The sequence below is a fragment of the Bordetella bronchiseptica genome, assembly GCF_900636925.1.
GTDB classification, from domain to species: Bacteria; Pseudomonadota; Gammaproteobacteria; order Burkholderiales; family Burkholderiaceae_B; genus Bordetella; species Bordetella pertussis.
In genome coordinates, this window is the sequence record NZ_LR134326.1 from 2089239 (window position 1) to 2112011 (window position 22773).

At 62.8% G+C, this 22773-nt stretch carries 16 protein-coding genes; 11 read left to right on the plus strand and 5 right to left on the minus strand.

Annotated elements, in window-relative coordinates; translation table 11 throughout:
* Nucleotides 1-302 precede the first annotated feature (302 nt).
* Both EL288_RS09705 and EL288_RS09710 read left to right on the plus strand, forming a co-directional pair.
* Nucleotides 303-1430 (plus strand): helix-turn-helix transcriptional regulator, encoded by a 1128-nt coding sequence (locus tag EL288_RS09705; protein ID WP_033459783.1) that lies wholly within the window; start codon nucleotides 303-305, stop codon nucleotides 1428-1430.
* Between the two features lie 249 nt (nucleotides 1431-1679).
* Complete coding sequence (locus EL288_RS09710) at nucleotides 1680-3836, plus strand: BB2324 family autotransporter (RefSeq protein ID WP_003812372.1); 2157 nt, start codon at nucleotides 1680-1682, stop codon at nucleotides 3834-3836.
* Here EL288_RS09710 and EL288_RS09715 read toward each other — a convergent pair.
* Entirely contained in the window at nucleotides 3833-4450 is a 618-nt protein-coding gene (locus EL288_RS09715) for a DUF2239 family protein (RefSeq protein ID WP_033459780.1), read from the minus strand. The two genes, EL288_RS09710 and EL288_RS09715, sit on opposite strands and share 4 nt — an antisense overlap.
* 222 nt (nucleotides 4451-4672) lie before the next feature.
* On the opposite strand from EL288_RS09715, the gene guaB reads away from it, so the two are divergent.
* Nucleotides 4673-6133, plus strand: coding sequence for an IMP dehydrogenase (guaB, locus tag EL288_RS09720; protein WP_003812368.1), 1461 nt, complete (start codon nucleotides 4673-4675; stop codon nucleotides 6131-6133).
* A gap of 96 nt (nucleotides 6134-6229) precedes the next feature.
* Entirely contained in the window at nucleotides 6230-7822 is a 1593-nt protein-coding gene (gene guaA, locus EL288_RS09725) for a glutamine-hydrolyzing GMP synthase (RefSeq protein ID WP_003812366.1), read from the plus strand.
* 343 nt (nucleotides 7823-8165) lie between these two features.
* On the opposite strand, the gene EL288_RS09730 is transcribed toward guaA, so the two are convergent.
* The 3 genes from EL288_RS09730 to EL288_RS09740 form a co-directional block, all read right to left on the minus strand.
* Nucleotides 8166-12002: an SIR2 family protein gene (locus EL288_RS09730; protein WP_080704461.1), complete on the minus strand. Its 3837-nt coding sequence runs from the start codon at nucleotides 12000-12002 to the stop codon at nucleotides 8166-8168.
* A gap of 209 nt (nucleotides 12003-12211) precedes the next feature.
* Nucleotides 12212-12787: a PIN domain-containing protein gene (locus EL288_RS09735; RefSeq protein WP_080704460.1), complete on the minus strand. Its 576-nt coding sequence runs from the start codon at nucleotides 12785-12787 to the stop codon at nucleotides 12212-12214.
* Nucleotides 12784-13251, minus strand: coding sequence for a helix-turn-helix domain-containing protein (locus EL288_RS09740; RefSeq protein ID WP_033459772.1), 468 nt, complete (start codon nucleotides 13249-13251; stop codon nucleotides 12784-12786). Before EL288_RS09740 ends, EL288_RS09735 begins: the two co-directional genes overlap by 4 nt.
* A 652-nt stretch (nucleotides 13252-13903) precedes the next feature.
* Here EL288_RS09740 and EL288_RS09750 point away from each other — a divergent pair.
* Nucleotides 13904-14161: a helix-turn-helix domain-containing protein gene (locus tag EL288_RS09750; RefSeq protein WP_019247974.1), complete on the plus strand. Its 258-nt coding sequence runs from the start codon at nucleotides 13904-13906 to the stop codon at nucleotides 14159-14161.
* A gap of 1 nt (nucleotide 14162) precedes the next feature.
* Nucleotides 14163-15503 (plus strand): type II toxin-antitoxin system HipA family toxin, encoded by a 1341-nt coding sequence (locus EL288_RS09755; RefSeq protein WP_033459770.1) that lies wholly within the window; start codon nucleotides 14163-14165, stop codon nucleotides 15501-15503.
* Between the two features lie 95 nt (nucleotides 15504-15598).
* Here the strand turns inward: EL288_RS09755 and EL288_RS09760 are convergent, their stop codons facing one another.
* A complete protein-coding gene (locus tag EL288_RS09760) occupies nucleotides 15599-16288 on the minus strand; it encodes a TetR/AcrR family transcriptional regulator (RefSeq protein WP_033459800.1) in 690 nt (229 codons plus the stop codon).
* A 12-nt stretch (nucleotides 16289-16300) separates the two neighbouring features.
* Between EL288_RS09760 and EL288_RS09765 the strand changes: the two genes are divergently transcribed.
* The 5 genes from EL288_RS09765 (at nucleotide 16301) to EL288_RS09785 (ending at nucleotide 22752) form a co-directional block, all read left to right on the plus strand.
* Entirely contained in the window at nucleotides 16301-17731 is a 1431-nt protein-coding gene (locus EL288_RS09765) for an MFS transporter (RefSeq protein WP_080703532.1), read from the plus strand.
* 237 nt (nucleotides 17732-17968) lie between these two features.
* Nucleotides 17969-19048: a tellurite resistance/C4-dicarboxylate transporter family protein gene (locus tag EL288_RS09770; RefSeq protein ID WP_033459767.1), complete on the plus strand. Its 1080-nt coding sequence runs from the start codon at nucleotides 17969-17971 to the stop codon at nucleotides 19046-19048.
* A gap of 309 nt (nucleotides 19049-19357) precedes the next feature.
* Nucleotides 19358-20161 carry an IclR family transcriptional regulator gene (locus tag EL288_RS09775; RefSeq protein ID WP_033447289.1) on the plus strand — a complete coding sequence of 268 codons (804 nt, stop codon included), beginning with the start codon at nucleotides 19358-19360 and terminating at the stop codon, nucleotides 20159-20161.
* A 10-nt stretch (nucleotides 20162-20171) separates the two neighbouring features.
* Nucleotides 20172-21746 carry an amidohydrolase gene (locus EL288_RS09780; RefSeq protein WP_033459764.1) on the plus strand — a complete coding sequence of 525 codons (1575 nt, stop codon included), beginning with the start codon at nucleotides 20172-20174 and terminating at the stop codon, nucleotides 21744-21746.
* A gap of 28 nt (nucleotides 21747-21774) precedes the next feature.
* On the plus strand, nucleotides 21775-22752 hold the full coding sequence (locus EL288_RS09785) for an ABC transporter substrate-binding protein (protein WP_033452159.1): 978 nt from the start codon (nucleotides 21775-21777) through the stop codon (nucleotides 22750-22752).
* The last annotated feature ends 21 nt before the right edge of the window (nucleotides 22753-22773 follow it).

Genomic DNA, 22773 nt, shown 5'->3' on the forward strand with positions numbered 1-22773 from the left:
ATGGATGCTTGGCCGGCCGAGGGCGGTATAAGTGACAGGGCCCGCGGTCCGGCTGTACACAGCGACCTAGGCCGCCAGAGGGTGTAACATCATCAAAGTAACATATATTTACTTTATCGCCGAGCTAACCTTCCAAGCGGCTGATATAGCGGTAATGTGTTGCTGTGCGTCCCAAGCGCGGGCAATAGTGAATGATATTTTTGGTGTTACATCAATGCAACGATGCGTTACTTTCGTTGCAACAATGGTGTATCTTTACGGCATATCGCGCCGTATTTCTATCGCCCCTCCCGGATCGCCCCATGGACGCCACGCTGCATGCCGACGCGGATGCCATTACCCAGCTCCTGTACGACGGTATCGTCGATAGCGGGGATTGGTACGCGGGCGTAGAGTTGCTGCGCGCGCGCATGGGCGCGGCCTTTTTCCACCAGATGACCGTCGACTGCGCCAACGGCGCGGTCTCCGACGGATTGGCCACGTTCGAGGCCCCGCAGGACAAGGCGCGCGAGTACGAGCAGCACTATGCCCGCACCGACGAGCGCATGCACGCGGTGCTGGCCATGCCGGCCGGCAGCATGGTGATCGACCACGAACGCTTCGATACTTCGGCCATGTCTTCCAGCGCCATCTACAGCGACTGGCTGCCGTCGGTGGGGCTGCGCCACACCGTGGGCCTGACGCTGCGCGAGGACGGCTCGCGCAAGGAAGTGATCGGCATCATGCGCGCCCGCGAAGACGGCATGTTCCGCGCCTCCGAGATCGCCCTGTGCCAGCGCGCGCTGCCGCACCTGGCGCGCGCCAGCGCGCTGCGCGCACGCGTGGCCGGCCTGCAGGACCGGGCCGGGTTCGGACTGGCCGCGCTGGATGCGTTGCGCCAGGGCATCGTGGTGCTCGATGCGCAGGCAGCCGTGCAGTACGCCAATCCGGCTGCGCGCGCGCTGGCCGCGGCCGGCGCGCTGTGCCGCGTGCGCCACGATACCTGGCGCTTTGCCGACGCGCCGGTGCAGGCGCGTTTCCAGCAGGCGCTGGCCGGCGCCTGCGCGCGCGGCGAGCCGTCGTGCGCCGGGGCCTTCATGGTGCACACCCCTCAAGGTCCGGTGGCGGTTTCGGTGCTGCCGTTGAAGGCCGGCCATCCCTTGCTGGCCTGGCGCGGCATGCCGCTGGCCATGCTGTCGATCGGCGCCGGCGCGCAAACCGACGTGGCGCCGCCCGACCTGCTGCGGCAGGCGCTGGGCGTCACGCTTGCCGAGGCGCGCCTGGCGCATGCGCTGGCCCAGGGCCTGACCGTCAAGGGCTACGCGCTCCGCGCCGACCTGAGCGAGCAGACCGTGCGCGGCCATCTCAAGAACCTGCTGCGCAAGACCGATTGCCACCGCCAGGTAGAGCTGGTCACGCTGGCGCAGTCGGTGCAGGCCCCACCGGAGTAGCGCATGCCGGCGTCAGGCGCCCCATTGCCGGGGGCGCGCCGCGCCGGCGACATCCATCCTGTTTTCCATTTCCGATGCCGCGGCAACGCGGCACCGTACGGCGCGCTGTGCCATGCGAAATCCGCGCACGGCCGCGCCGGGTCTTGCGGTGCGCCGGCCATTCCGGTCGGCGGCCTTTTCCACACTGCGTTCCAGGCCTGAGGGCCGGCAGACAACAGTTCCGGCCAGGGAGCCGGACAGAGGGGTTTCATGAAGAAGCAGGTAGTTGAATACGTGCGGTGCGGCGTGCCGCGTCTGCGGCCCGTCATGGCCAGCCTGGCGCTGGCCGCATGCCACGGACTGGCAAGCGCCGCGCCGGCCTTGCCGCCGGCCACCGTCGGCATGGGGATGCACCAACTGGCGGTACCCATGGGCACGACTTTCATTCCCATGGCCATGAGCAGCGACGCGACAGTCCTGGCCGGCACCGGGTCCGTGCCCGGACTCGGTCCGCACGCGGCGATGTGGCCGCTGTCCAATCCCTTTCCGTATTACGTCATCGCGGGCGACAGGAGCAGCTTTCACGCGCTCAGCCAGGATGGCAGCGTCGGGGTGGGGGTGGTGGTCAGCGGGGGGCTGTCGCAGGCCGTGCGCTGGGACAATGGCAGTTGGTTCCAGCCCCTGGGCGTAGGCACGGACGGCGCCACGCAATCGTACGCCTCGGGCGTGAGCGCCGACGGCAGCGTGGTGGTCGGGTGGCTGACATGGGATGGTGCGGGAGAGCGCCGTCCGTTCCGTTGGACGCAGGCGACAGGCGTCCAGACGTTGAGCGGATTCGAGTCCTATTCGTTTGCGCTGGCCAGCGGCATAAGCGCCGACGGCAAGGTCGTGGTGGGCGATGTATACACTGATGGCGCGCTGATCACCCCGAACGCCTACCGCTGGACCGCCACCGACGGCATTGACTTGCTGCCGCATGTCGCCGGCGGTACGTCGTCGCGCGCAGCGGCCACCAATAGCGATGGCTCGGTGGTGGTGGGAACCGCGTACGGCAGCAGCTTTGGCGGGGCGCGCGCCTTCCGCTGGACGCAGGCGGGCGGCTCGGCCAACCTGGGCACCATCGCCGGCGGCGAGGCAGGGCAGTCGTTCGCCAGCGCCGTCAACGCGGACGGCAGCGTCGTGGTGGGCTACGTCGATCGCACCGGCATCGGCTTGCTCACCGAGCAGAGCGCATTCCGCTGGACCCAGGCAGGCGGCATGCTCACCGTCGAGCAATGGCTGCGCGGCCACGGCTATGCGATTGCCGATGGCCAGACCTGGCGTGCGCTCGCCGTCAACGCCGACGGCACCATCGTCATGGGCATGATGCAAAACGGTGACACCTTCGTGGCACGCACACCCGCCGACAAGGTGCCCGATCCCGTTTCGCCCGGCGGCGGCGAGCCCGCTCCCCAGCCTGGCGGCCAACCGGGCAGCCAGCCCGGCGGAGGCGGCCTGATCACGCTGCGCGAGTTCGCTTCCAGCCTGGGCGGGACCGCCGCGCTGCCGGCCAGCCTGACCAGCTCCACCGACATGCTGCTGCACGGCGCGCACGGCTCGCCCTTGCGCAGCCTGGTGCCCGCCGGCAAGGTCGGCATGTGGACCACCGGCGATTGGGGCCGTACCGAGCACGGCGGCCAGGACGGCATCGCCGCGGTGGGCGAGGCGGGCCTGTCGTATCGCTTCAACGAACAGGTGCAGCTGAACCTGGCCGTGGGCGGCGGCAACATGCGCCAGTATCTGGAGTACGACGGCAAGAGCACGGCCAGGCAGACCTACGTCATGCCCGAACTGCTGTGGAACCTGCCCAGCACGCCGCTGTGGCTGACCGCCAGCGCGCTGTATGCCGATGGCGACCTCAACGTGCGGCGCGGCTACCCGAACGCCGGCGTGGACGACCGCAGCAGCGGCAAGGCCTCGCTGCGCACCACGGCCGCGCGCCTGCGGCTGGACTGGCGCGACGCGCTGGCCTGGGAGCGCGCCGCGTTGACCCCGTACCTGGACTACAGCTACATCCGTACCCGCGTGGGCAGCTATACCGAGCATGGCGGCGGCTTCCCGGCGCGCTGGGATGCGCGCACCGACCACGCCAACGTGGCGCGGCTGGGCGTGGACGCGACCGTGCAGGTGGGCGGCAACGTGCAGCTGCTGGGCACGGTGGAAGCCTCCCATCGCTTCGAAAGCCATAACTCCGGCGCCAGCGGCCAGGTGATCGGCCTGATGCCGTTCGAGCTGGACGGCGCCTCCACCCAGCGCAACTGGCTGCGCTTCGGCGCGGGCGTGCAGGCGCCGGTGGGCCCGGGCACGGCCTCGCTGATGCTCAACACGACCACGCACAGCAGCATGCCGTCGTACTGGCTGGCCGCCACCTACCGCCTGGCGTTCTAGGCCGGCAGGTCCGCCGCGCCGGCCAGGCGCAGGGCGTAGGCGCGCACATCGGCCGGCCAGCCGGCCATGTGCGCAGCCAGCCGCTCGGCGTCGCCGGCATACAGTGCGCGGACGGCTTCCTCGAAGCCGGGCAGGTTGCCCGCCGCCGCGCTCATGAAGGTGTAGGCGGCGTCGCGTCCGCGGCGCAGCGCGTCGGCGCCGGCATGCTCGCGGCGCGCCTGCTCGACCAGCTTGCGCAACGCCACCGAGGCGCCGCCGGGCTGTCCGGCCAGCCAATCCCAGTGACGCGGCAGCAGCGTCACTTCGCGCGCCACCACGCCCAGCCTGGGCCGGCCCCGGCCGCGCGGCCGGGCAGGGCTACCCTCCGGCTCGGCCTCGGCCTCGGGCTCGACGGGCGTCGGCAGCGGCAGCGGCAGGCGCGCGACGATTTCCGCGTCGGTGCCCCGGGTGTCCACATCGATGGCGCGTCCGGTGGCATCCTCGTAAATGAACACTGCGGCGCCGGCATCGCCATCGGCGGCGCGCCGCGCCGCCAGCGCCACCTCGGCCAGCGGGCCGGCCGCCAGCAGGGCATGGCCGGCGAAGGCGGTATAGACAGGCATGGGAGTCGTCATGATGGATATTTGATCCGGGTAAAAATGTAATGATACAAATATTGCCCGGGTAAATATCGAATGTCAATATGATCCGGGTAAAAATAGGCCGCGACACCAGCGCAGAGGGCGGGCACTGTTGCCGCGGGCGTACACCCGGCAAAATTCCCCCCGGAACCTAGGGTTCCTACTAGTAACTTCTTACAGCCGGCGTATAATCTTGCTTTGCGCCCGGAGTCTCCCATGCGTCTCGTTCAAAAAGCACTCACCTTCGACGACGTGTTGCTGGTGCCTGCTTACTCCGAAGTGTTGCCGCGCGACACCTCGCTGACCACCCGCCTTACCCGCAACATCACCCTGAACATTCCGCTCGTGTCCGCCGCCATGGACACCGTGACCGAAGCGCGCCTGGCCATCGCCATGGCGCAGGAAGGCGGGATAGGGATCATCCACAAGAATCTGTCGGCCGATGACCAGGCCAAGGAAGTCGCGCGCGTCAAGCGCCACGAATTCGGCATCGTCATCGACCCGGTTACCGTCACCCCCGACATGAAGGTGCGCGACGCCATCGCGCTGCAGCGCCAGCATGGCATCTCGGGCCTGCCGGTGGTCGAGGGGCGCAAGCTGGTCGGCATCGTCACCAACCGCGACCTGCGTTTCGAAGACCGCCTCGACCAGCCCCTGCGCAACATCATGACGCCGCAGGACCGTCTGGTCACCATGAAGGAAGGCGCCACCCTCGACGAAGCCCAGGCGCTGATGCACAAGCACCGCCTCGAGCGCGTGCTCATCGTCAACGACGCCTTCGAGCTGCGCGGCCTGGCCACCGTCAAGGACATCGTCAAGAACACCGAACACCCCTACGCCTGCAAGGATAGCCAGGGCCAGCTGCGCGTGGGCGCGGCCGTGGGCGTGGGCGCCGGCACCGAGGAACGGGTCGAGAAACTCGTGGCCGCCGGCGTCGACGTCATCATCGTCGACACCGCGCACGGCCACTCGGCCGGTGTGCTCGAGCGCGTGCGCTGGGTCAAGCAGAACTACCCCAAGGTCGAAGTCATCGGCGGCAACATCGCCACCGCCGCCGCCGCGCGCGCGCTGGTCGAAGCCGGCGCCGACGGCGTCAAGGTCGGCATCGGCCCGGGCTCCATCTGCACCACGCGCATCGTGGCCGGTGTGGGCGTGCCCCAGATCAGCGCCATCTCCGACGTGGCCAAGGCCCTCGAAGGCACCGGCGTGCCCCTCATCGCCGACGGCGGCATCCGCTACTCGGGCGACGTCGCCAAGGCGCTGGCCGCCGGCGCGTTCGCCTGCATGATGGGCGGCATGTTCGCCGGCACCGAGGAAGCCCCCGGCGAAGTCGTGCTGTTCCAGGGCCGCTCGTACAAGTCGTACCGCGGCATGGGCAGCCTGGGCGCGATGGCCGACGGCTCGGCCGACCGCTACTTCCAGGATCCCGCCAACAACGCCGACAAGCTGGTGCCCGAAGGCATCGAAGGCCGCGTGCCCTACAAGGGCAGCGTGCTGGCCATCATCTACCAGCTGGTGGGCGGCATCCGCGCCTCGATGGGCTACTGCGGCTGCGCCAGCATCGACGACATGCGCACCAAGACGCAGTTCGTCGAAATCACCTCCGCAGGCGTACGCGAATCGCATGTCCACGACGTGCAGATCACCAAGGAGGCGCCGAACTACCGCGCCGACTGACCCCGGGGCCAGTCATCATCACGCAATGCATCGCGCACCGGCAGAGCCCGCCAGGTTCTGGCCGGTGCGCTTTTATTTCCAACCGGCAGAATCTCCATGCACCAGCGCATCCTCATTCTTGACTACGGTTCGCAAGTCACCCAGCTGATCGCCCGCCGCGTCCGCGAAGCCGGCGTCTACTCCGAAATCCACGCCGGCGACGTCGACGACGCCTTCGTGCGCGACCAGGTCGCGCAGGGCCTCAAAGGCATCATCCTCTCGGGCAGCCACGCATCGGCCTACGAAGAGGGCTCGATGCGCGTGCCGGCGGCCGTGTTCGAAGTCGGCGTGCCCGTGCTGGGCATCTGCTACGGCATGCAATCCATGGCCCAGCAACTGGGCGGCACCGTCAGCTTCAGCGACCACCGCGAATTCGGCTACGCCGAAGTGCGCGCCCATGGCCACACCAAACTGCTCGACGGCCTGGCCGACTTCACCACCGACGAAGGCCACGGCATGCTCAAGGTGTGGATGAGCCATGGCGACAAAGTCACCGAACTGCCGCCCGGCTTCAAGCTGATGGCCTCCACCGCCTCCTGCCCCATCGCCGGCATGGCCGACGAGGACCGTGGCTTCTACGCCGTGCAGTTCCACCCCGAAGTCACCCACACCGTCCAGGGCAAGGCCATGCTGGCGCGCTTCGTCAAGGACATCTGCGGCTGCGAGGGCGACTGGAACATGCCCGACTACATCTCGGAAGCGGTCGCCCGCATCCGCGAACAGGTCGGCAGCGACGAAGTCATCCTCGGCCTGTCCGGCGGCGTGGACTCCTCGGTGGCCGCCGCGCTCATTCACCGCGCCATCGGCGACCAGCTCACCTGCGTCTTCGTCGACCACGGCCTGCTGCGCCTGGACGAAGGCAAACAGGTCATGCAGACCTTCGCCGAGAACATGGGCGTCAAGATCGTCCATGTCGACGCCACCAGCCAGTTCATGGGCAAGCTGACCGGCGTCGCCGACCCCGAAGCCAAGCGCAAGATCATCGGCCGCGAATTCGTCGAAGTCTTCCAGGACGAAGCCGGCAAACTGCAGGGCGCCAAATGGCTGGCGCAAGGCACCATCTACCCCGACGTCATCGAATCGGCCGGCGCCAAGACCGGCAAGGCCACCTCGATCAAATCGCACCACAACGTCGGCGGCCTGCCCGATACGCTCAACCTGCAACTGCTCGAGCCGCTGCGCGAACTGTTCAAGGACGAAGTGCGCGAACTGGGCGTGGCCCTGGGCCTGCCGCCGCAGATGGTCTACCGCCACCCGTTCCCCGGCCCCGGCCTGGGCGTGCGCATCCTGGGCGAAGTCAAGCACGAGTACGCCGAACTGCTGCGCCGCGCCGACGCCATCTTCATCGAGGAACTGCGCAACGCCAAGGACCCGGCCAGCGGCCTGACCTGGTACGAACTCACCTCGCAAGCCTTCGCCGTGTTCCTGCCGGTCAAATCGGTCGGCGTCATGGGCGACGGCCGCACCTACGAATACGTCGTCGCGCTGCGCGCCGTGCAGACCTTCGACTTCATGACCGCCGACTGGGCGCCCCTGCCGCACCCGCTGCTGGCGCGCGTCTCCTCGCGCATCATCAACGAAGTGCGCGGCATCAACCGGGTGGTGTACGACGTATCGAGCAAGCCGCCTGCGACGATTGAGTGGGAGTAAGGATTGTTTATAAGTTATTGATTTAATGATAAAAATTTAATCTCAATAACGATATCTCCGACATCATCAATGGTATTTTTCATGGCATGCGAAAGGCATGCCACGAAAAAATCGCCGATATCATGACTAGCTAAATGACGCTGGCATGGTATCGGGAAAGCGTATCAGCCATTTCTGACGAGGCATGGGGTGTTCTTGAGTTTTCATGACATCAAGATCGCAGCCCGCCTCGCCGCACGGGTGACGACATTCATCCCTCCGACGACAATGCCTTTTAATAACGGTAAAGACGCAAAGAACAGAAAGGCAGTGTGGTTCGTGAACCATGTGGGCATGTTGTGCATCACCTTGCATCCCATCGTCGCTTCAGAGAAATCAGTCTATCGTCGCTATTTAGCGCGCCGCTCGCTTCCCCAATTTGTTTCAATATCCCTTCCACCCCATAGGGCCATGCCAACGCGTTGTCTGGCAGAACGGCATGAAGCAGCTCCAGCGCCTGTTCTGGGTACCGGTCTACTATGTTGTCTCCGGATCGACGAAGCTCTGGCAGCATCAAATGGTCATGCTCGATTCTGCTCAGGAGCGGCAAAACCAGTGCCGCTATGGTAGGAAATTGATCGCCGCTGGAGAAAGCCAATTCGCAAAGGCGAGCTGACGTGTTGGGCGATCTGGCTGACAGTTGGCGCGGCCAAATCTGAAGCAGTTCGGAAAGCTGTCCTTCCCATCGCTCGTGTGAGTTTTCGTTCTTCTCGTCAGACCATCGTTGAGCCTGCCATAGTACCCGTGATCGAAACTCGTCATCGACCGTCAAAAGTAAGCTATGCATCTCATCATTGGAGATACAGCGCTTGCCGGTGACGTTGTCGACAGTTCCCCACCCGGCAAGGATCATACCTGCGATGATTTCACCATATGAGCGGCGCGATGGGAGTGGATTAGCGGCGAACTCCAGCATGTCGTTTTTCAACCGCATATAGAGCTCTCGATTTGGAGTTCTCGCCCCCCATAAGAAGCCCGACCATGCTGCGTCGCGGTCGTCCGTGTCGTTACCTTGAAGCGCAGGCAACAAATATTGTTCCGTCCATTTCGGATCGACAGCAAAAAACCAGTTGAGGTTGTGAAACAAGATCACAATCGCATGTCTGCGCAAGTCGTTTGGAAGCGTCAACAGGGCCTCAGCGTGAACGAGCCATTCGGGAGGAAAGCCTTGATTTTGATTGAGATTATCCTTGCGGGGATCATTAAAAAGCGCCTGCGTGATCTTACCCGTAGGCGAATTAATCGCTTCCATCGTCCAGTCTGGTTTCTTGGAACCACGCACAATACCCGAACGTCCTTCGTTCGGAGATTCACGGAGGACGCCAGCCAGCTTCCTGAAAATGCGGTCGAAAACAGGAAGGCAGTCTTTGCTTAGTTTCGCACTGGCATCTTGCAGCCAATCGGTCGCAGGGCGGAGGATCGTTGCAAGCTGCGCATTTGGATAACGAGCTAGTCGTTCGGCAATCAACCAGGCTAATCTTGCCTTGTCATTCTTCCGTGCCTCTGAATTAAGGAACCGTTGCCATGCCCAATTTGGGAAATTCCCTCGTTTAGCTGCATAGGTCAACGCAGAAAAAGCGCGCGCAGGGCGTTGAGCGGCGAGGCCGGAAAAAGGATCGTTCTCGACGAGAAAATCGTCTGATCGACCGCTACGTTCCTTGGCTCGCAGCAGCACTAGTGAAAGGGGCGTTTCCGCTAGTTCCTCATGACTGGTGTTAGTCCTGACCCATCCAGTCCGACCTTCCAACGATTCAGCAGCCTTCCCGCCATAATCCTCTTTCCAGTCGGGCACAGCAGCACGGAGCAGCTTCGCTTGTCTGCGGGTGCTGGCAGAAAGCTTGCATCCGGAGTTTTGAAGCCACTGAATGCGATTTAGAATCGACCAAGCTCGTCTGCTATCGAAGGCTGCAATCTTCTCGCGCTGCCATCGCTTTGGGCCTATCACCAGTTTTTCTTCGATTAGTTTGCGAGACTTACCGCTGAGTTTCTTCCATCGATTCGCGAGGACTAACAAAAGATCTCGCTGATGATAGCTATTCCAGAATGCGTCATCGCTCAAAGACGCTATAAATTGTCCGAAGTCATCATCTGAGACGACGCTTCGATTTCCTGATGCCCATATTCGCAATCGTGCGAAGATGGTGTCATCGTCCGTAGGCCAAGACAAAAACTCGCGCTTAGCGGCAGCTCTATTGGTTTTGCTCAGTTGCGAAAAAAGTTCGGCAAATCGGATAACTGCGGCCGAAAGTCCGTGAGTTCGATGATGGTCGGCGCCTTCGATACTGTCCTGAACTATCGGGCTTATATTGCTAAGGCCGTAACCTCCTATTTCGTGTTCAAGTGTAAGGGTCAGCTCAAGATTCTGTCGCAGGACTCTAACGACAATTGCACACCACTCGTCCGTTACCGTTATTGCTTCATGCGTTTCAGGATATTTGACGTCCATCCGAAACAAGCGGGCGCCGTCCTCTCTATCTGGCACCAGTGCAGGCGGTTTTGGGCCACCCCAGAAATCCGGCTCCGCAGAAAGATGAGGTCGAAGCACCTCCCCAAGCCGCCGAGTGACAGCGCTACTCCATCCGTCGGCCTTAATGACGGTTTGCAACGCGTACCAATCTCTGTGGAAGTCTTCGACGTAGTTCCAAGCCTCAAAAAGCGACCGCCAAGCGTTGCGAATGTCCTTGTGGATGGGGCGATTGCTTCGCTCTAGCTCCCATGAAATGAGTTCTTGAATGCTCCGATTAAGTGACTGCTGATGAGCTGCCCACCACACAGCGGCAGGTTGGTCGCAGACCTTTGCTAGCCATACTCCCAACTGACCTATCCGCGGGACAAGACGTGGGGAATGGTTAGCCCAATGTCCGCGAAGCGCGGCAAGATTTTCATCGCGGATCGGTGATCGATCAAGGCGATTAAGTTCGAAGGCGTCCCACGCATCGGTTGGAGCCTCGCGCTTAGCATAATGATCTTCAGGATCAGGTTTGCTGGGCGTGGTGTCTGAATCGAGGCCATATAGATCAAACGGATCAACATAGGGTCCTTTATGGCCCAATGAGCCTGAACTGCCCGGCTTTGCAAATCGGCGATACTTGTCGAACACACAAAGCCATTCAGCAGGTGGAAAAATTTCGCCGACGCAGAACTTCTTCACACCTTCATAGGTGGAAACGACATGTGCCACCTGACCTCGCTCATGCGGCTGAACTGCTGCTGGCCCTTTCTTGGATGCGTCAATAACCTTTGCATACCAAGCATCAGGATCACGCGCACGCTCTGCCCAAGCTTCAAGGGATTGCCATAAAGCAGCGTGTTCGTTATCAGAGCTATAGGGAATAGCTTCAACACCTTTGTGCTGCCATCGTGCAGCAGCGCCACCGTAGTCACCGGACTGAAAAGCATAAGCGTTCTCAAGCCTTCCTGAAGCTTTCCGCAATGCTTCAAGAAGATATTGAACGGGTGGATCGTCAGCCGTATACCCAACGAATACAACGACATACTTGTTAAGTATTTCACGAATGAATGTTGTTGCCCATCCGTCCGATAGATATGCACGACCAAATTCGGAGCTTGAGAGAACAAATCCGTCACCCTCAGCGCCGGTATAAGTGGGAGTGGATCGACCATGAAGATAAACTACTCCATTGATCTCATTTTGGTGTAAAGGGTCTGGTAACCTCGGCGGTTGCCATGTTGGAAGTTTTCTACCGCAGTCTTCAAACAATCTGTCGAAGTTCGTCGTGACCAATTGAACAGAGCCCTCTGGCGTGGTCGCTAAGTCGAGCAAAATCCTATGTGCAGTGAGATCACATCCCGTTGACGGCTTCAATGCAGATGCTACCGCCTCCTCAATGTCACGCGAGGCAAAGTCTCTCTCCAGAAGTCCGAAGACACGGTCGGCCGATATAACACCGGGAACGCCAACGCGTCGGTCAATTTCCTGAGCCTCTTGTATAAGCTTATGGGCTGGACTGTTTTGATCAACGCCAAGCTTGGAAACTACCTTACGAGCTAAGCCAAAGAAATCAGGGAGTTTCGCGTGCGCTCTTGATACTCCCGCACCACAGAAGAAAATTACACGGCCCTGATCTCTGGCCAGGAGGAGGTCATCGGGGATTGATGGTCCGTCAGCTAAGAATCGCAAATTCTAGTCTCCATTGTTTATCTTAGACTACTAAGGTCTGGCGTTCCTCCAATTTCTCTGCTGGCTACTAAGCACAGCATCGTTTGGATAAAATTTAGTCGAATCGGACCAGTGTTGGGGCGTAAAAACCAGTTGAAATTTTGCGTTCACAGGAAAGCATCAAAGCCTCGCGTTGCTTCAGTGATACTGCTGTTCAGAATGGTGCTCGATTAGAGAATGGAGCGATAGGTCGTTAAGTTTTTGACCGTTTGAACTAGTCCTTGCCGGAATAGGATCTCCAGATAATGGTCGACGTCAACAGGCGGATTCTTGAGTTGCGCCCGCTGTCGCTGCGCGGCGGCTACCACCGCTGCTGCATCAAGGTCAAAGAGATTCTCCACAAACTCGTCGGGATGTTGAGATTCAACTCCGTAGGAAGCGAGCACGTCTGCTGGGAAATCCCGTTGATTGAAGGTCACGATCACGCTGGCACCGCAGCGGATGGCCGTAGCGAGAACATGGCGATCGTCGGGGTCGGGCAGAGTCAACCCTGCAATGAGATCTTCATACCCATCTACCAAACCATCGGGGATTGCGCGATCCATCAGGTCTGAAGTCCGATCCACCTGTGCACGTGTCAGATCAGGCCTGTTGAGTAGCAAATTGCGTTTCCACTCCTTATGAATGTCGCGACTCCAGCGAGCACGGACCCGTCCCGACAACCCTAGCCACATCAGAAAGTCGCGCAGCGGCGCAGGATAGAGAACACAGGCATCGAAGATGACAGTGAAGGGGGAGTACCTCATTCGTACCCCATGCCTGATTCCTGGGCCTGGCGAGCGAGTTCGGCCATGGCCTCCTCGCTAGCGCGGTCGCGTGTATCCTTGTACTGCATCAGGTCCGCGAACCTCACCCGGCGATGCTTCCCCGTTCGATGGAACGGCAGCACGCCATCCTCCAGTAGCTTGACCAGATGAGGGCGGGAGACGTTGAGCATGTCCGCAGCTTCCTGGGTCGTCAGCTCCGCATGGACGGGTACGACTTTTACGGCATTGCCGCCAGCCAACTCGGCCAGGATATCGACCAACAAACGCAGCGCGGAGGTAGGCAACTCCACCTGATGGGCTTGGTTCCGGTCATCGAAGATCTGGATGTGTTGTGTTTCGAAGCGCGTTGCCAAGTAGGCCGCCAAGGCGCGTTGCCCCTGCACGGCTGCCTGGACCTCTCGTTCGGCGGGCAGCGTCATCTTGGTTGGGGTGGTGGTGGTCATGGCTAGTTCCTGGGCTGTGAAGCAATCTCAGCTAGCATATTCGAAATAAACGAAAAACGCAATAAACGAAAGAGTGCTGGGCGATGATGAAGCCGGATCGCTGTTGTCCTGCGGCGTGGAGCAAGTTCTTTTGACTCAATGTCGTCTGAAGAAGGCAGATCGACACCGCAGCGCGTTTGCGTCACTGATGTGGGGCTGATTGGTCCGCCATGGTATTTTGCGTGGCATTGGCGGATCTGTTTGTTTCAATACTCTGATTTAAAACAGATTTTTCTCGCCGTTGATAACTGAGTGGAGTGAGTCGGGCATCCGATTCATTGATTCCACATTTAATGCCATCGATGATTGCGACCGCGTCATCGATGGCATTTTTTCTTGGCGTCGCAGATTGCCAAGGCCCAGGCTGGATGCGGTAACGCTGATCCAGCGCGTCGACGTGTATCGGCCTATCGCGGCGCGCTGCTTGCTGGATTCATGGAGGGCGGGTTGGCGTCCTGCTTGAGGAGCCAGGGCAGCGTTCCTCGCTTGCTACGTTCATGGCTGCAGCTTATGTGCCGGGCGTAAGTCGGTGGATTGATAGCTGAATTTCAGATATTTTACAAATATTTGATTTCCAGCTATTATGCTTTTATCTGAATATCAGGTATTTCCAATGCCGCCGCCATCACAACCTCTGCTCACTACCGGCCAGCTTGGCGCGGTCTTGCAGGCTGCACGCAAAGCACAGGGACTGACTCAATCGGCCCTGGCCAGTCGTATCGGCCTGAGCCAGTCGCGGGTCTCGCACCTGGAGTTGAATGCCCATCAACTGAGCGTGGAGCAGCTCCTGGCCTGGTGCGCGGCGCTAGGGTTGGAGTTGACGATTGCGACTCGCGGAAGTCCCGCAGGGTCTTCCGACGCGGATTGGTGACATGGGGCGCCGATCGCACAGCCGCAGCCTGTCCATCTGGACCAACGGCGTTCGCGTCGGGCGTTGGACGGTTCCCGCTCGCGGAGAGATGGAACTGCAGTACGACGTGGATTGGGTCCGTGCCGACGTCGGCCGGCCACTTTCGCTGTCGCTGCCATTCAACTTGCAGAATCTGCCCCTCAAGGGGGAGAGAGTCGCCAACTACTTCGACAATCTGCTACCGGACAGCGACGCTATCCGTCGTCGCGCGGCCGAGCGATTCAGGACGGGCTCGGTCGATCCCTTCGATCTGTTGAAAGCCATCGGACGCGATTGCGTTGGCGCCGTACAGATCCTGGAAGACGAAGAGATACCTGAGGGCTTTGATCGCATCGAGGGCGTGCCTCTGTCCGAGGAGGACATCGAGCGGCATTTGATCGAAACCGTTACGCCGCGCGCCTTCGCTGCGGGCCGGGACCCGGACGCGGATTTCAGAATTTCTCTGGCCGGCGCGCAAGAGAAGACAGCCTTCCTGTGGTGGGGCGGACAGTGGCTTGCGCCGCGTGGCGCGACATCGACGAGCCATATTTTCAAACTTCCATTGGGCCTGGTGGGTGGACGGCGGGCTGACTTCAGCACTTCTGTTGATAACGAATGGCTGTGTCTGAAGCTGCTGAAGGCGTATGGGTTGGATGTGGCTGAGGCCAGCATCGCAACCTTCGGACAGCAGCGAGTGCTGGTGGTCGAGCGATTCGATCGGCGTGTTGCGCCCAACGGGCAATGGCTGATGCGCCTGCCGCAGGAAGATTTCTGCCAGGTCGAGGGGTGCTCGTCGCTACGCAAGTATGAAAACGAGGGCGGCCCAGGACTCAAGGCCTTATTCGCCACGCTGCGGCAGTCAGTGAACGCAGCGGTCGATATGAGAACGTTGATGGCGGCGCAGATCCTGTTTTGGTTGCTGCGGGCACCCGATGGCCACGCCAAGAATTTCAGCATCCAGTTGTTGCCACGCGGCCGTTTCCAGTTGACTAGACTGTACGACGTGATGTCGGCCTATCCGGTACTGGGCGATGGCGCGAATCAGTGGTCGCCGTTCGAAATCAAATTGGCGATGGCATTGATTGGCAAGAACCGGCATTACGAGATGCACGGCATCCAGCGTAGGCACTTCAACAGCACCGCACAAAAAGTTGGTTATGGCCCGACGGCGGAGCCGATCATTGAAGACCTGTTGGCCCGTACGCCCGCGATCATTGCCGCCGTGCAAGCCGATTTGCCGCAGGACTTCTCGCCGCGTGTTGCGGACTCCGTCCTGGGTGGGCTTGCACAGGCCGCAAAGTCGCTCGGCGCAATGATGCCGTAATCGAGAGCGGTGCGGATACGCGTCATACCGAAGGACCAAGTCGTCGCAAAGCCGGAATCCTGGCGACGGCCTGCCACCGACAAGCCGGTCGACCCTCAGCCCGCACCGCCCGCAAGCATTTGCGCCACGGCGGCCTTTGCGCGCTTGAACTCCGCGGCGTCGTCCATCGACGCGGCGACGTTGGCGAATGCCTGGTAGGCGAGCAGGTCCATGGCCAGTCTGGCTTCGTTGGTGTCGGCGGCGAGCTGGCCCTGGGCCTTGGCTTGGCGAATCAGTTCGCGCAGGCGCGCGCGGGCGCCATCGCGGTATTGCCGGATGGCGTCCCGTAGCGGTCCGGGGCGGGCGCGGTATTCGCTGCTTGCCGCGGTAATGACGCAGCCGCCCGGCAGCTGACGGGTCTCCACGAAGTCGAACCAGCCGTTCATCAGCGCGCGCAGCCGCGCCAGCGGCGTGCGCTTGCGCATGGCCGGTTCGATGACCTGGGCCTGGTACAGGGCGATGGCGTGGTCGAGCGCCGCCAGTTGCAGGCGTTCCTTGTCGCCGAACAGTACTTGCAGATTGCTTTTCCCTACTTCGGCCCGCTCGGCGACCTGGCCGAAGGTGATGCCGTCCAGTCCCTCGATGGAGAGGAGTTTGACGGCTTCGTCCAGGACGCGTGCGCGCGCGCGTTCGCCGCGCAGCCGGCGGCCGTCGACGGTGGGGGAGGGGGCAGGTTGAGTCATGGCAGGGTTCGGCGTATTTGCGCGGACGGGGGTTTTCATCATACTATAAATACGATCGTATATATATTTATAAGGATGACGGACGCGATGCCTCCCCCCAATGTTGAAAGGCGCCATCCCTGGCGCGCGCTGGCCGTGCTGTTGACGGGCAATTTCGTGACGATTCTCGATCTGTTCATCGTCAATGTGGCGTTGCCCAGTATCCAGCAGGGTCTGTCGGCGACGGATACGGATTTGCAGCTGGTGGTGGTGGCCTATGCGTTGGCTTATGGTCTGTGCCTGATCAACGGCGCGCGCCTGGGAGATCTGTTCGGCCGGCGGCGGCTGTTTCTGGCCGGGATGGGGCTGTTCACGCTGGCGTCGGCGTTGTGCGGGGTGGCGGTGACGCCCTGGCAGCTTATAGCCGCGCGCGCGTTGCAAGGCGTGGGCGCGGGGGTGTTGATGCCGCAGGTGCTGGCGTCGATCAGGGTGCTGTTCGAGGGCGAGGCGCGCAGGCGCGCGTTCGGGGTGATGGGCGCGGTCCAGGGGGTGGCGGCGACGGTGTCGCAATTGCTGGGCGGCGTGCTGATCACGATGAATGCGTTCGGCCTGGGGTGGCGGCTGGTGTTCCTGATCAATGTGCCTGTGGGTATCGCGGCGTTGCTGGCGGGGCGGCGAGCCTTGCCCGAGTGGCGCGCGCCGATTGCGACGAAGGTGGATATGCGGGGCGCGCTGCTCGGCGCCGTCGGGCTGGCCTTGATTCTGGTGCCGGTGATGGAGGGGCGCGAGCACGGCTGGCCGTGGTGGTCGCTGGCCGGGCCGGTGCTGGCGTTGTTGGTGCTGGGGTATTTCGTTCACTATGAGCAAGGGCTGGTGCGCCGCGGCGGCGTGCCCATGCTGGATATGGGGCTGTTTGCCAACCGGCCGTTCGTGGCGGGGATCGGCGCCGTGTTTTTCTTTTTCTCGGCGATCAGTTCGTTTTTCTTTGCGCTGACGTTGTTGCTGCAGTTCGGGCTTGGCATGGCGCCGCTGGCGGCGGGCGCGGTGTTCACGCCGTCGGCGTTGGCGTTTTTCGGCGCGTCGCTGGTCGGGCCGCGGCTGGCGGCGCGCTATGGCCGTGGCGCGCTGCTGTTCGGGGTGCTGGTGTTTGCCGCGGGCGTGGCGCTCTCGGCTGTCACCGCCGCGACGCAGCCGCACCATCTGCCGCTCCTGGTGGCGTCGCTGGTGCTCAACGGGGCGGGCCAGGGGCTGGCGATCCCGCTAGCGTTCAATGCGATTCTGGGCGCGGTGCGAGAGGAGCAGGCCGGCATGGCGTCGGGGATGCTGAGCACCTTGCAGGTCGTGGGTACTTCGGTTGGCGTGGCGGTGGTGGGCGCGGTGGTGTTCGCGGCGCTGGAGGCGGCGGGGCGCTGGCCGGCTGCCGATGGCGCCATGGTCTATGGGCGGGCGCTGGCCGTCGCGATGGTCTATAACGTTGCCGCGGCCTTGGCCAGCTGGGTGTTGTTCAGGTTGGCGACGCGCAGGTAGCCCCGGGCTACGCGCGGCTCGCGCGGTCTTGCGTCGCTGTCCGGTGCGCCGCGCCGACCACGCGCCCTTGCTCATGGGGCGCGGCGGCGCTGGCCGCGCAGGACGGCACGGCGCTGGCGCCGGCCGAGGCCGAGGTGCGCAAGGTGAAGTGAGGCTCGCGGCGCGGGCCTGGCCAGCCGGGGTTATATGGTATTTTGCCCGATAGCTTGATCCCTGAACCCCACCCTCCGTCAAAACATGCCCCCGCGCGGTCCTGAGCTCGCTCCTTCCTCGGCCCCTGCAAATCCGGGCCTGCTGGCCGGGCTGTCGCCGGCCAGTTTCGGCATCGTCATGGCTACCGGCATAGTGTCGCTGGCCTGTGCTTCGCTGGGCTTGGCGTCGGTGGGGCGCTGGCTGTTCGCGCTGAACGTGCTGCTGTATGCGGTGGTGTGGGGGCTGAATCTGGCGCGGCTGCTGCGCCATCCGCGGCGCATGCGCAACGATGCCTGCGATCACGGGCGCGCGCCGGGTTTCTTCACGGCGGTGGCGGCCAGCGGCGTGCTGGGCGGGCAGTGCCTGTTGCTGGCCGATGCGCGAGGGGCGGCGATGTGGCTGGAAGCGGTGGCGGTGGTGCTGTGGGTGGTGTTGAGCTACGGCATTTTCGCGGCGGTGATGGTCAAGCGCGACAAGCCGCGCCTGGAGCAGGGCATGAGCGGCGGCTGGCTGCTGGCGGTGGTGGCGACGCAGGCGCTGGTGGGGCTGGGGGCGTTGCTCGCGCCGGGCCTGGACGAGGCGTGGCAGGGGCGCTTGGCGCTGGCGCTGCTGGGTCTGTGGCTGTGGGGCGGCGTGCTGTATGCCTTGCTGATGTCGCTGATTTTCTACCGCATCATGTTCCTGCCGCTGTCGCCGACCGATCTGTCGCCGCCGTACTGGATCAATATGGGCGCGATGGCGATTTCGACGCTGGCCGGTACGCTGCTGTTGCAGCAGTCGCATGCCTGGCCTTTGCTGCAGACAGTGCAGCCGTTCGTGCAGGGTGTGACTCTGCTGTTCTGGGCCGGCGGCAGCTGGTGGATTCCGCTGCTGCTGGTGCTGGGCGTGTGGCGCCATGGCCTGCAGCGCCATCCCTTGCGCTATGAGGGCCTGTACTGGGCAATGGTGTTTCCGCTGGGCATGTACGCGATGGCGACGCACCATCTGGCGTTGGCGCTGGAGCAGGCCTGGCTGGAGCCGCTGGCGCGGGCTTTCATGTGGGTGGCGCTGGGCGCCTGGACGCTGGCGGCGCTGGGGCTGGTCGGCGCGCTGGGCCAGGGGCTGCGCCGGCACGTCCGGCCCTGATCATCGGTTCGAGGCACTGGCCGGGGGGCTTCCACCGCCGGTGCCATGTCTTCGGGCAAATCCTGCGCGGATAGCCTGCGCGGTGGACCGCGGATGCGCTCGATGGCCGCCGCCGCGGGCGGCATCACCCATTCTCCCTTTGTTTTTCGAATCGGCTTGGCGCCGATCGCGCGTTGCCGCGATCGCCAGGCTTGCGTGCGGCTTTTGGGAGGGGCGTAGAAACCCTGCCTTGACGTTGGGGCTTTTCCAGTCGGAGAATTTGTTCTCTACATCAAAACATCGTTCTCCACAGTGAAACACTTAGAGTATTTGCTGAATGCACTGGACGTGCTCGAGGCCGTCGGCAAGAGCGAATCCGACATCGCGCTGTCGGCTGTCGCGCGCAATGTGGGTGTCTCGAAATCAGGGGTGTTCCGCATCCTGTCCACGTTCGAAAGCCGCGGATACGCTGAGAAGGGGCCGGGCGGGGGATGGCGCCTGGGGCCCAGGATCATCGAACTCGGGGTGGGCGTGCCCCAGCGCACGCTGCTGACGACAGCGGCTCCGCTGATGGAGGCGCTGACCAAGGAGACGCTGGAAAGCACTTATCTGTCGGTGCGCGACGGATTCTCCATGATCACCCTGCACACGCTCGAGCCGGACCAGACCATCCGCGTCCATCTTCCGGTCGGCGCCCGCACGCCGGCCAATTGCACGGTCAGCGGCCTGGCGGTGCTGGCCAACATGGACGAGCAGGAGCTGCTGGCGATGCTGCCGGACGAACTCGAGGGCACCGCGCCGGCCTCCATCGTCGATCGCGCGCGATTGATGGAAGAGCTGCGGACCATACGCGAACGAGGTTACGCCGCGTTCCTGGGGGCATGGCGGCCGGATACAGGGGGCGGGGCCGCACCGATCTTCGACGCCACCGGACGGGTCGTGGCAAGCCTGGGGATTTCCGCGCCGAGCAGCCGGCTTTCCGATGGGCGGTTGCACGAACTGGGACAAAGAGCGCAAGAGGCGGCGCTGCAAATATCCAGGCAACTCGGCTATGTCGGCCGGTTGTCCGCTGTCGAGGTTGCCGGGCCGGCGGGCCTGGCGCAGGCGGCGGCGCCTGCCCGTCGCAATTCGTGAGAGGGCCCGAATGAACCCAACTACCTTGGCCGACGTGGATACGGTCATCATCAACGCCAATATCCTGACGCTCGATCGTGACTGCCCGCACGCCCAGGCAATCGCCTTCGCTGCGGGGCGAATCCTTGCATTGGGAACCACGCAGGAGCTGTCGCCGCTGGCCGGGCGGGCCGCGACCGTGGTCGATGCTCGAGGAAGCACGCTGTTGCCCGGATTCATCGACTCGCACTCCCATCTGATGTTCGGCGGCGTGGTGGCCCAGGCGCTTGATCTGACCGAGGCAGCCTGTTTGAGCGATCTGCTCGACATGGTCCGGAGCCGGGCGCAGTCTACGCCCGAGGGCGCGTGGATACGCGGCTACGGTGTGGCCGCCGGTCGGCTCAAGGAAAAGCGCTATCCGACCCGGCAAGAGCTCGACCAGGTGTCGGGCGGCCGCCCGGTATGGCTGGCGGAGGATTCGTTCCACGCCAGCCTGGTCAATAGCAAGGCATTCCAGATGCTGGAGATTCCGCTGAGTACGCCTGGGGTCGAACTTGCCGCGGATGGCAGTCCGACCGGGGCGTTCCTGAACGATGCAGCGAATGTGCCGGCCCGCCAGCGCGTGTTCGGTTTCATTTCGGACGACGAGGCGAGGCAGATGCTTCAGCACGTGACGCAACTGGGCGCGACGCGCGGGGTGACCACGGTTCATGCTTTCGAGGGCAGCCGGATGAGCGCGGACCGCGACATCGAATTATTGATGCGGTTTCGTCACGAATTGCCGATACACGTGGTTCCTTACTACGAGACCTTCGACGTCGAACGCGCCATGCAGCTGGGGGTGAGTGGCGTCGGCGGGTGCGGGCGGAATTGCCTGGATGGAATGCCCAATATCCAGACGGCCGCCATGGTGGATCCGTACTGTTGCAGCGAAGAGCGGGGTTCGTTGTTCCAGGAGAGCATCAAACTGCACAACTTCGTGATTGCGGCGTTCGAGCGGGGCATGCAGGTTGGCATGCACGCCATGGGCGATGCGGCTATCGAGCAACTGCTCGCCACCTACGAACGCGCTATTGAAGAGACGGGCCGGACCGATCTGCGGCCGCGTATCGAGCATTTTCATGTTCCTTCGCGCGACCATGTGCGCCGCGCCGCAGATCTAGGGGTCGGGCTGGCGGTCCAGCCCATCTTCACGCATTTGTGGGGCGGCCGGGACGGCATTTTCTTCGAGCGCTTGGGCGAGCGGAGATACAAGCGCATCGATACCTACCGCGAGATTCTCGACAGCGGCGCGATTGCCAGTTGCGGCGCCGATCTGCCCGTGCATCCGGCCGACCCCTTGCGCTGGATCCAGTTGCTGGTCGACAACCAGATCGACCAGGACCAGAGCGTCTCGATGATCGAGGCAATCCGGATGTGCACCTACAACGGCGCCTGGCTGGGTTTTCAGGAAAGCGAGACGGGCACGCTCGCGGTATCCAAGGCGGCCGATGCCGTGATGCTGGGCCGCGATCCGCACCAGTGCATGCCGCATGAGATTGCGGCGATTCCCATCCTGAAGACCTATGTAGGGGGAAAGTTGGTGTTCGAGTCGTCCAGGCCGTAAACGTCATTATCTTTGAGGGAGTCCAACCATGCTTCGTCGAAATCTCATCGCAGTCCTGTCGCTGCTCATCGTTGCGGCCGCCGCCCGTTCGGAAGCGGCAGAGCCGGTCAAGTTCGCCACCGGCGTGGACGCCGTATTCCTGCCTTTGGTGATTGCCGTGGACAAGGGATACGCCAAGCAGCGCGGCGTAGACGCGGCGTACAAGCAGTTCGCCAGCGGGGCCATGGCGCTGGAGGCTGTGGTCGCCGGCGATGCGGACGTCGCCATGTCATCGGAAATATCGACCTTGGGACCCAGGGCAAAAGGGGCCAAGATCAAGACCGTGGCCCGTGGCGCCTATAGCAAGGACCTGATCGGACTGGCGGCGATCAGCGGCATCAATGGCGCGCAGGACCTGGTCGGCAAAAGCGTCGCCTATCCAAAGGGAACCGCTGGCGAGTATTACATGGACCAGTACTTCCAGCATTACGGCATCTCGCGCGATGCGCTGAAGCTGGTCAACGTCGCGACGCCGGAGATGGTTCCCTTGCTCGCGCGCGGAGATGTGCAGGCCATCTTCGCCTGGGAGCCCTGGTTCAGCCGGGCAAGGTCTGTCGTGAAGGATTTCAAGGTCGTAGAGATGTCCGGTCAGAACGGCATCTACACGATGCAGTTTCTGACTAATTTCTCCGAGAAGTTCCTGCACGAGCGGCCCGAGGACGTAAAGAAGACTTTGTTGGCGATCGGCGATGCCACCCGTTGGCTCAACGATCCCAATAACGCGGCCGAAGCCGCGGCGGTCCTGTCCCGCGTATTCAAGGTGCCCGAGGCGGATGCGCCGCGCCAGTTCGAGCAGCTCAAATACAGGTTGGAATCGCCGGAGGTGCTCAAGGCCGATCTGGTTCGCGCGGGAGGGTGGTTGAAGGACAAGGGCTTGATCCAGAGCGCAGACGTGGCGGGGCTGGTCGATGGCATGCTTGTGCCCGATGTCCTGCGCAGCGTGCCGGCGGCGGTCGTAAGCCAATAAGAGTTCGTGCGTGAACAAGGG

What these genes read in the sequence shown, in the direction of transcription:
- EL288_RS09710 (WP_003812372.1), top strand. Translation starts at nt 1,680, where the DNA reads ATGAAGAAGCAGGTAGTTGAATACGTGCGGTGCGGCGTGCCGCGTCTG.
- EL288_RS09770 (WP_033459767.1), top strand. Translation starts at nt 17,969, where the DNA reads ATGCCCCCGCGCGGTCCTGAGCTCGCTCCTTCCTCGGCCCCTGCAAAT.
- EL288_RS09740 (WP_033459772.1), bottom strand. Translation starts at nt 13,251, where the DNA reads ATGACCACCACCACCCCAACCAAGATGACGCTGCCCGCCGAACGAGAG.
- EL288_RS09715 (WP_033459780.1), bottom strand. Translation starts at nt 4,450, where the DNA reads ATGACGACTCCCATGCCTGTCTATACCGCCTTCGCCGGCCATGCCCTG.
- guaB (WP_003812368.1), top strand. Translation starts at nt 4,673, where the DNA reads ATGCGTCTCGTTCAAAAAGCACTCACCTTCGACGACGTGTTGCTGGTG.
- EL288_RS09785 (WP_033452159.1), top strand. Translation starts at nt 21,775, where the DNA reads ATGCTTCGTCGAAATCTCATCGCAGTCCTGTCGCTGCTCATCGTTGCG.
- EL288_RS09705 (WP_033459783.1), top strand. Translation starts at nt 303, where the DNA reads ATGGACGCCACGCTGCATGCCGACGCGGATGCCATTACCCAGCTCCTG.
- EL288_RS09750 (WP_019247974.1), top strand. Translation starts at nt 13,904, where the DNA reads ATGCCGCCGCCATCACAACCTCTGCTCACTACCGGCCAGCTTGGCGCG.
- EL288_RS09735 (WP_080704460.1), bottom strand. Translation starts at nt 12,787, where the DNA reads ATGAGGTACTCCCCCTTCACTGTCATCTTCGATGCCTGTGTTCTCTAT.
- guaA (WP_003812366.1), top strand. Translation starts at nt 6,230, where the DNA reads ATGCACCAGCGCATCCTCATTCTTGACTACGGTTCGCAAGTCACCCAG.
- EL288_RS09755 (WP_033459770.1), top strand. Translation starts at nt 14,163, where the DNA reads ATGGGGCGCCGATCGCACAGCCGCAGCCTGTCCATCTGGACCAACGGC.
- EL288_RS09780 (WP_033459764.1), top strand. Translation starts at nt 20,172, where the DNA reads ATGAACCCAACTACCTTGGCCGACGTGGATACGGTCATCATCAACGCC.
- EL288_RS09765 (WP_080703532.1), top strand. Translation starts at nt 16,301, where the DNA reads ATGACGGACGCGATGCCTCCCCCCAATGTTGAAAGGCGCCATCCCTGG.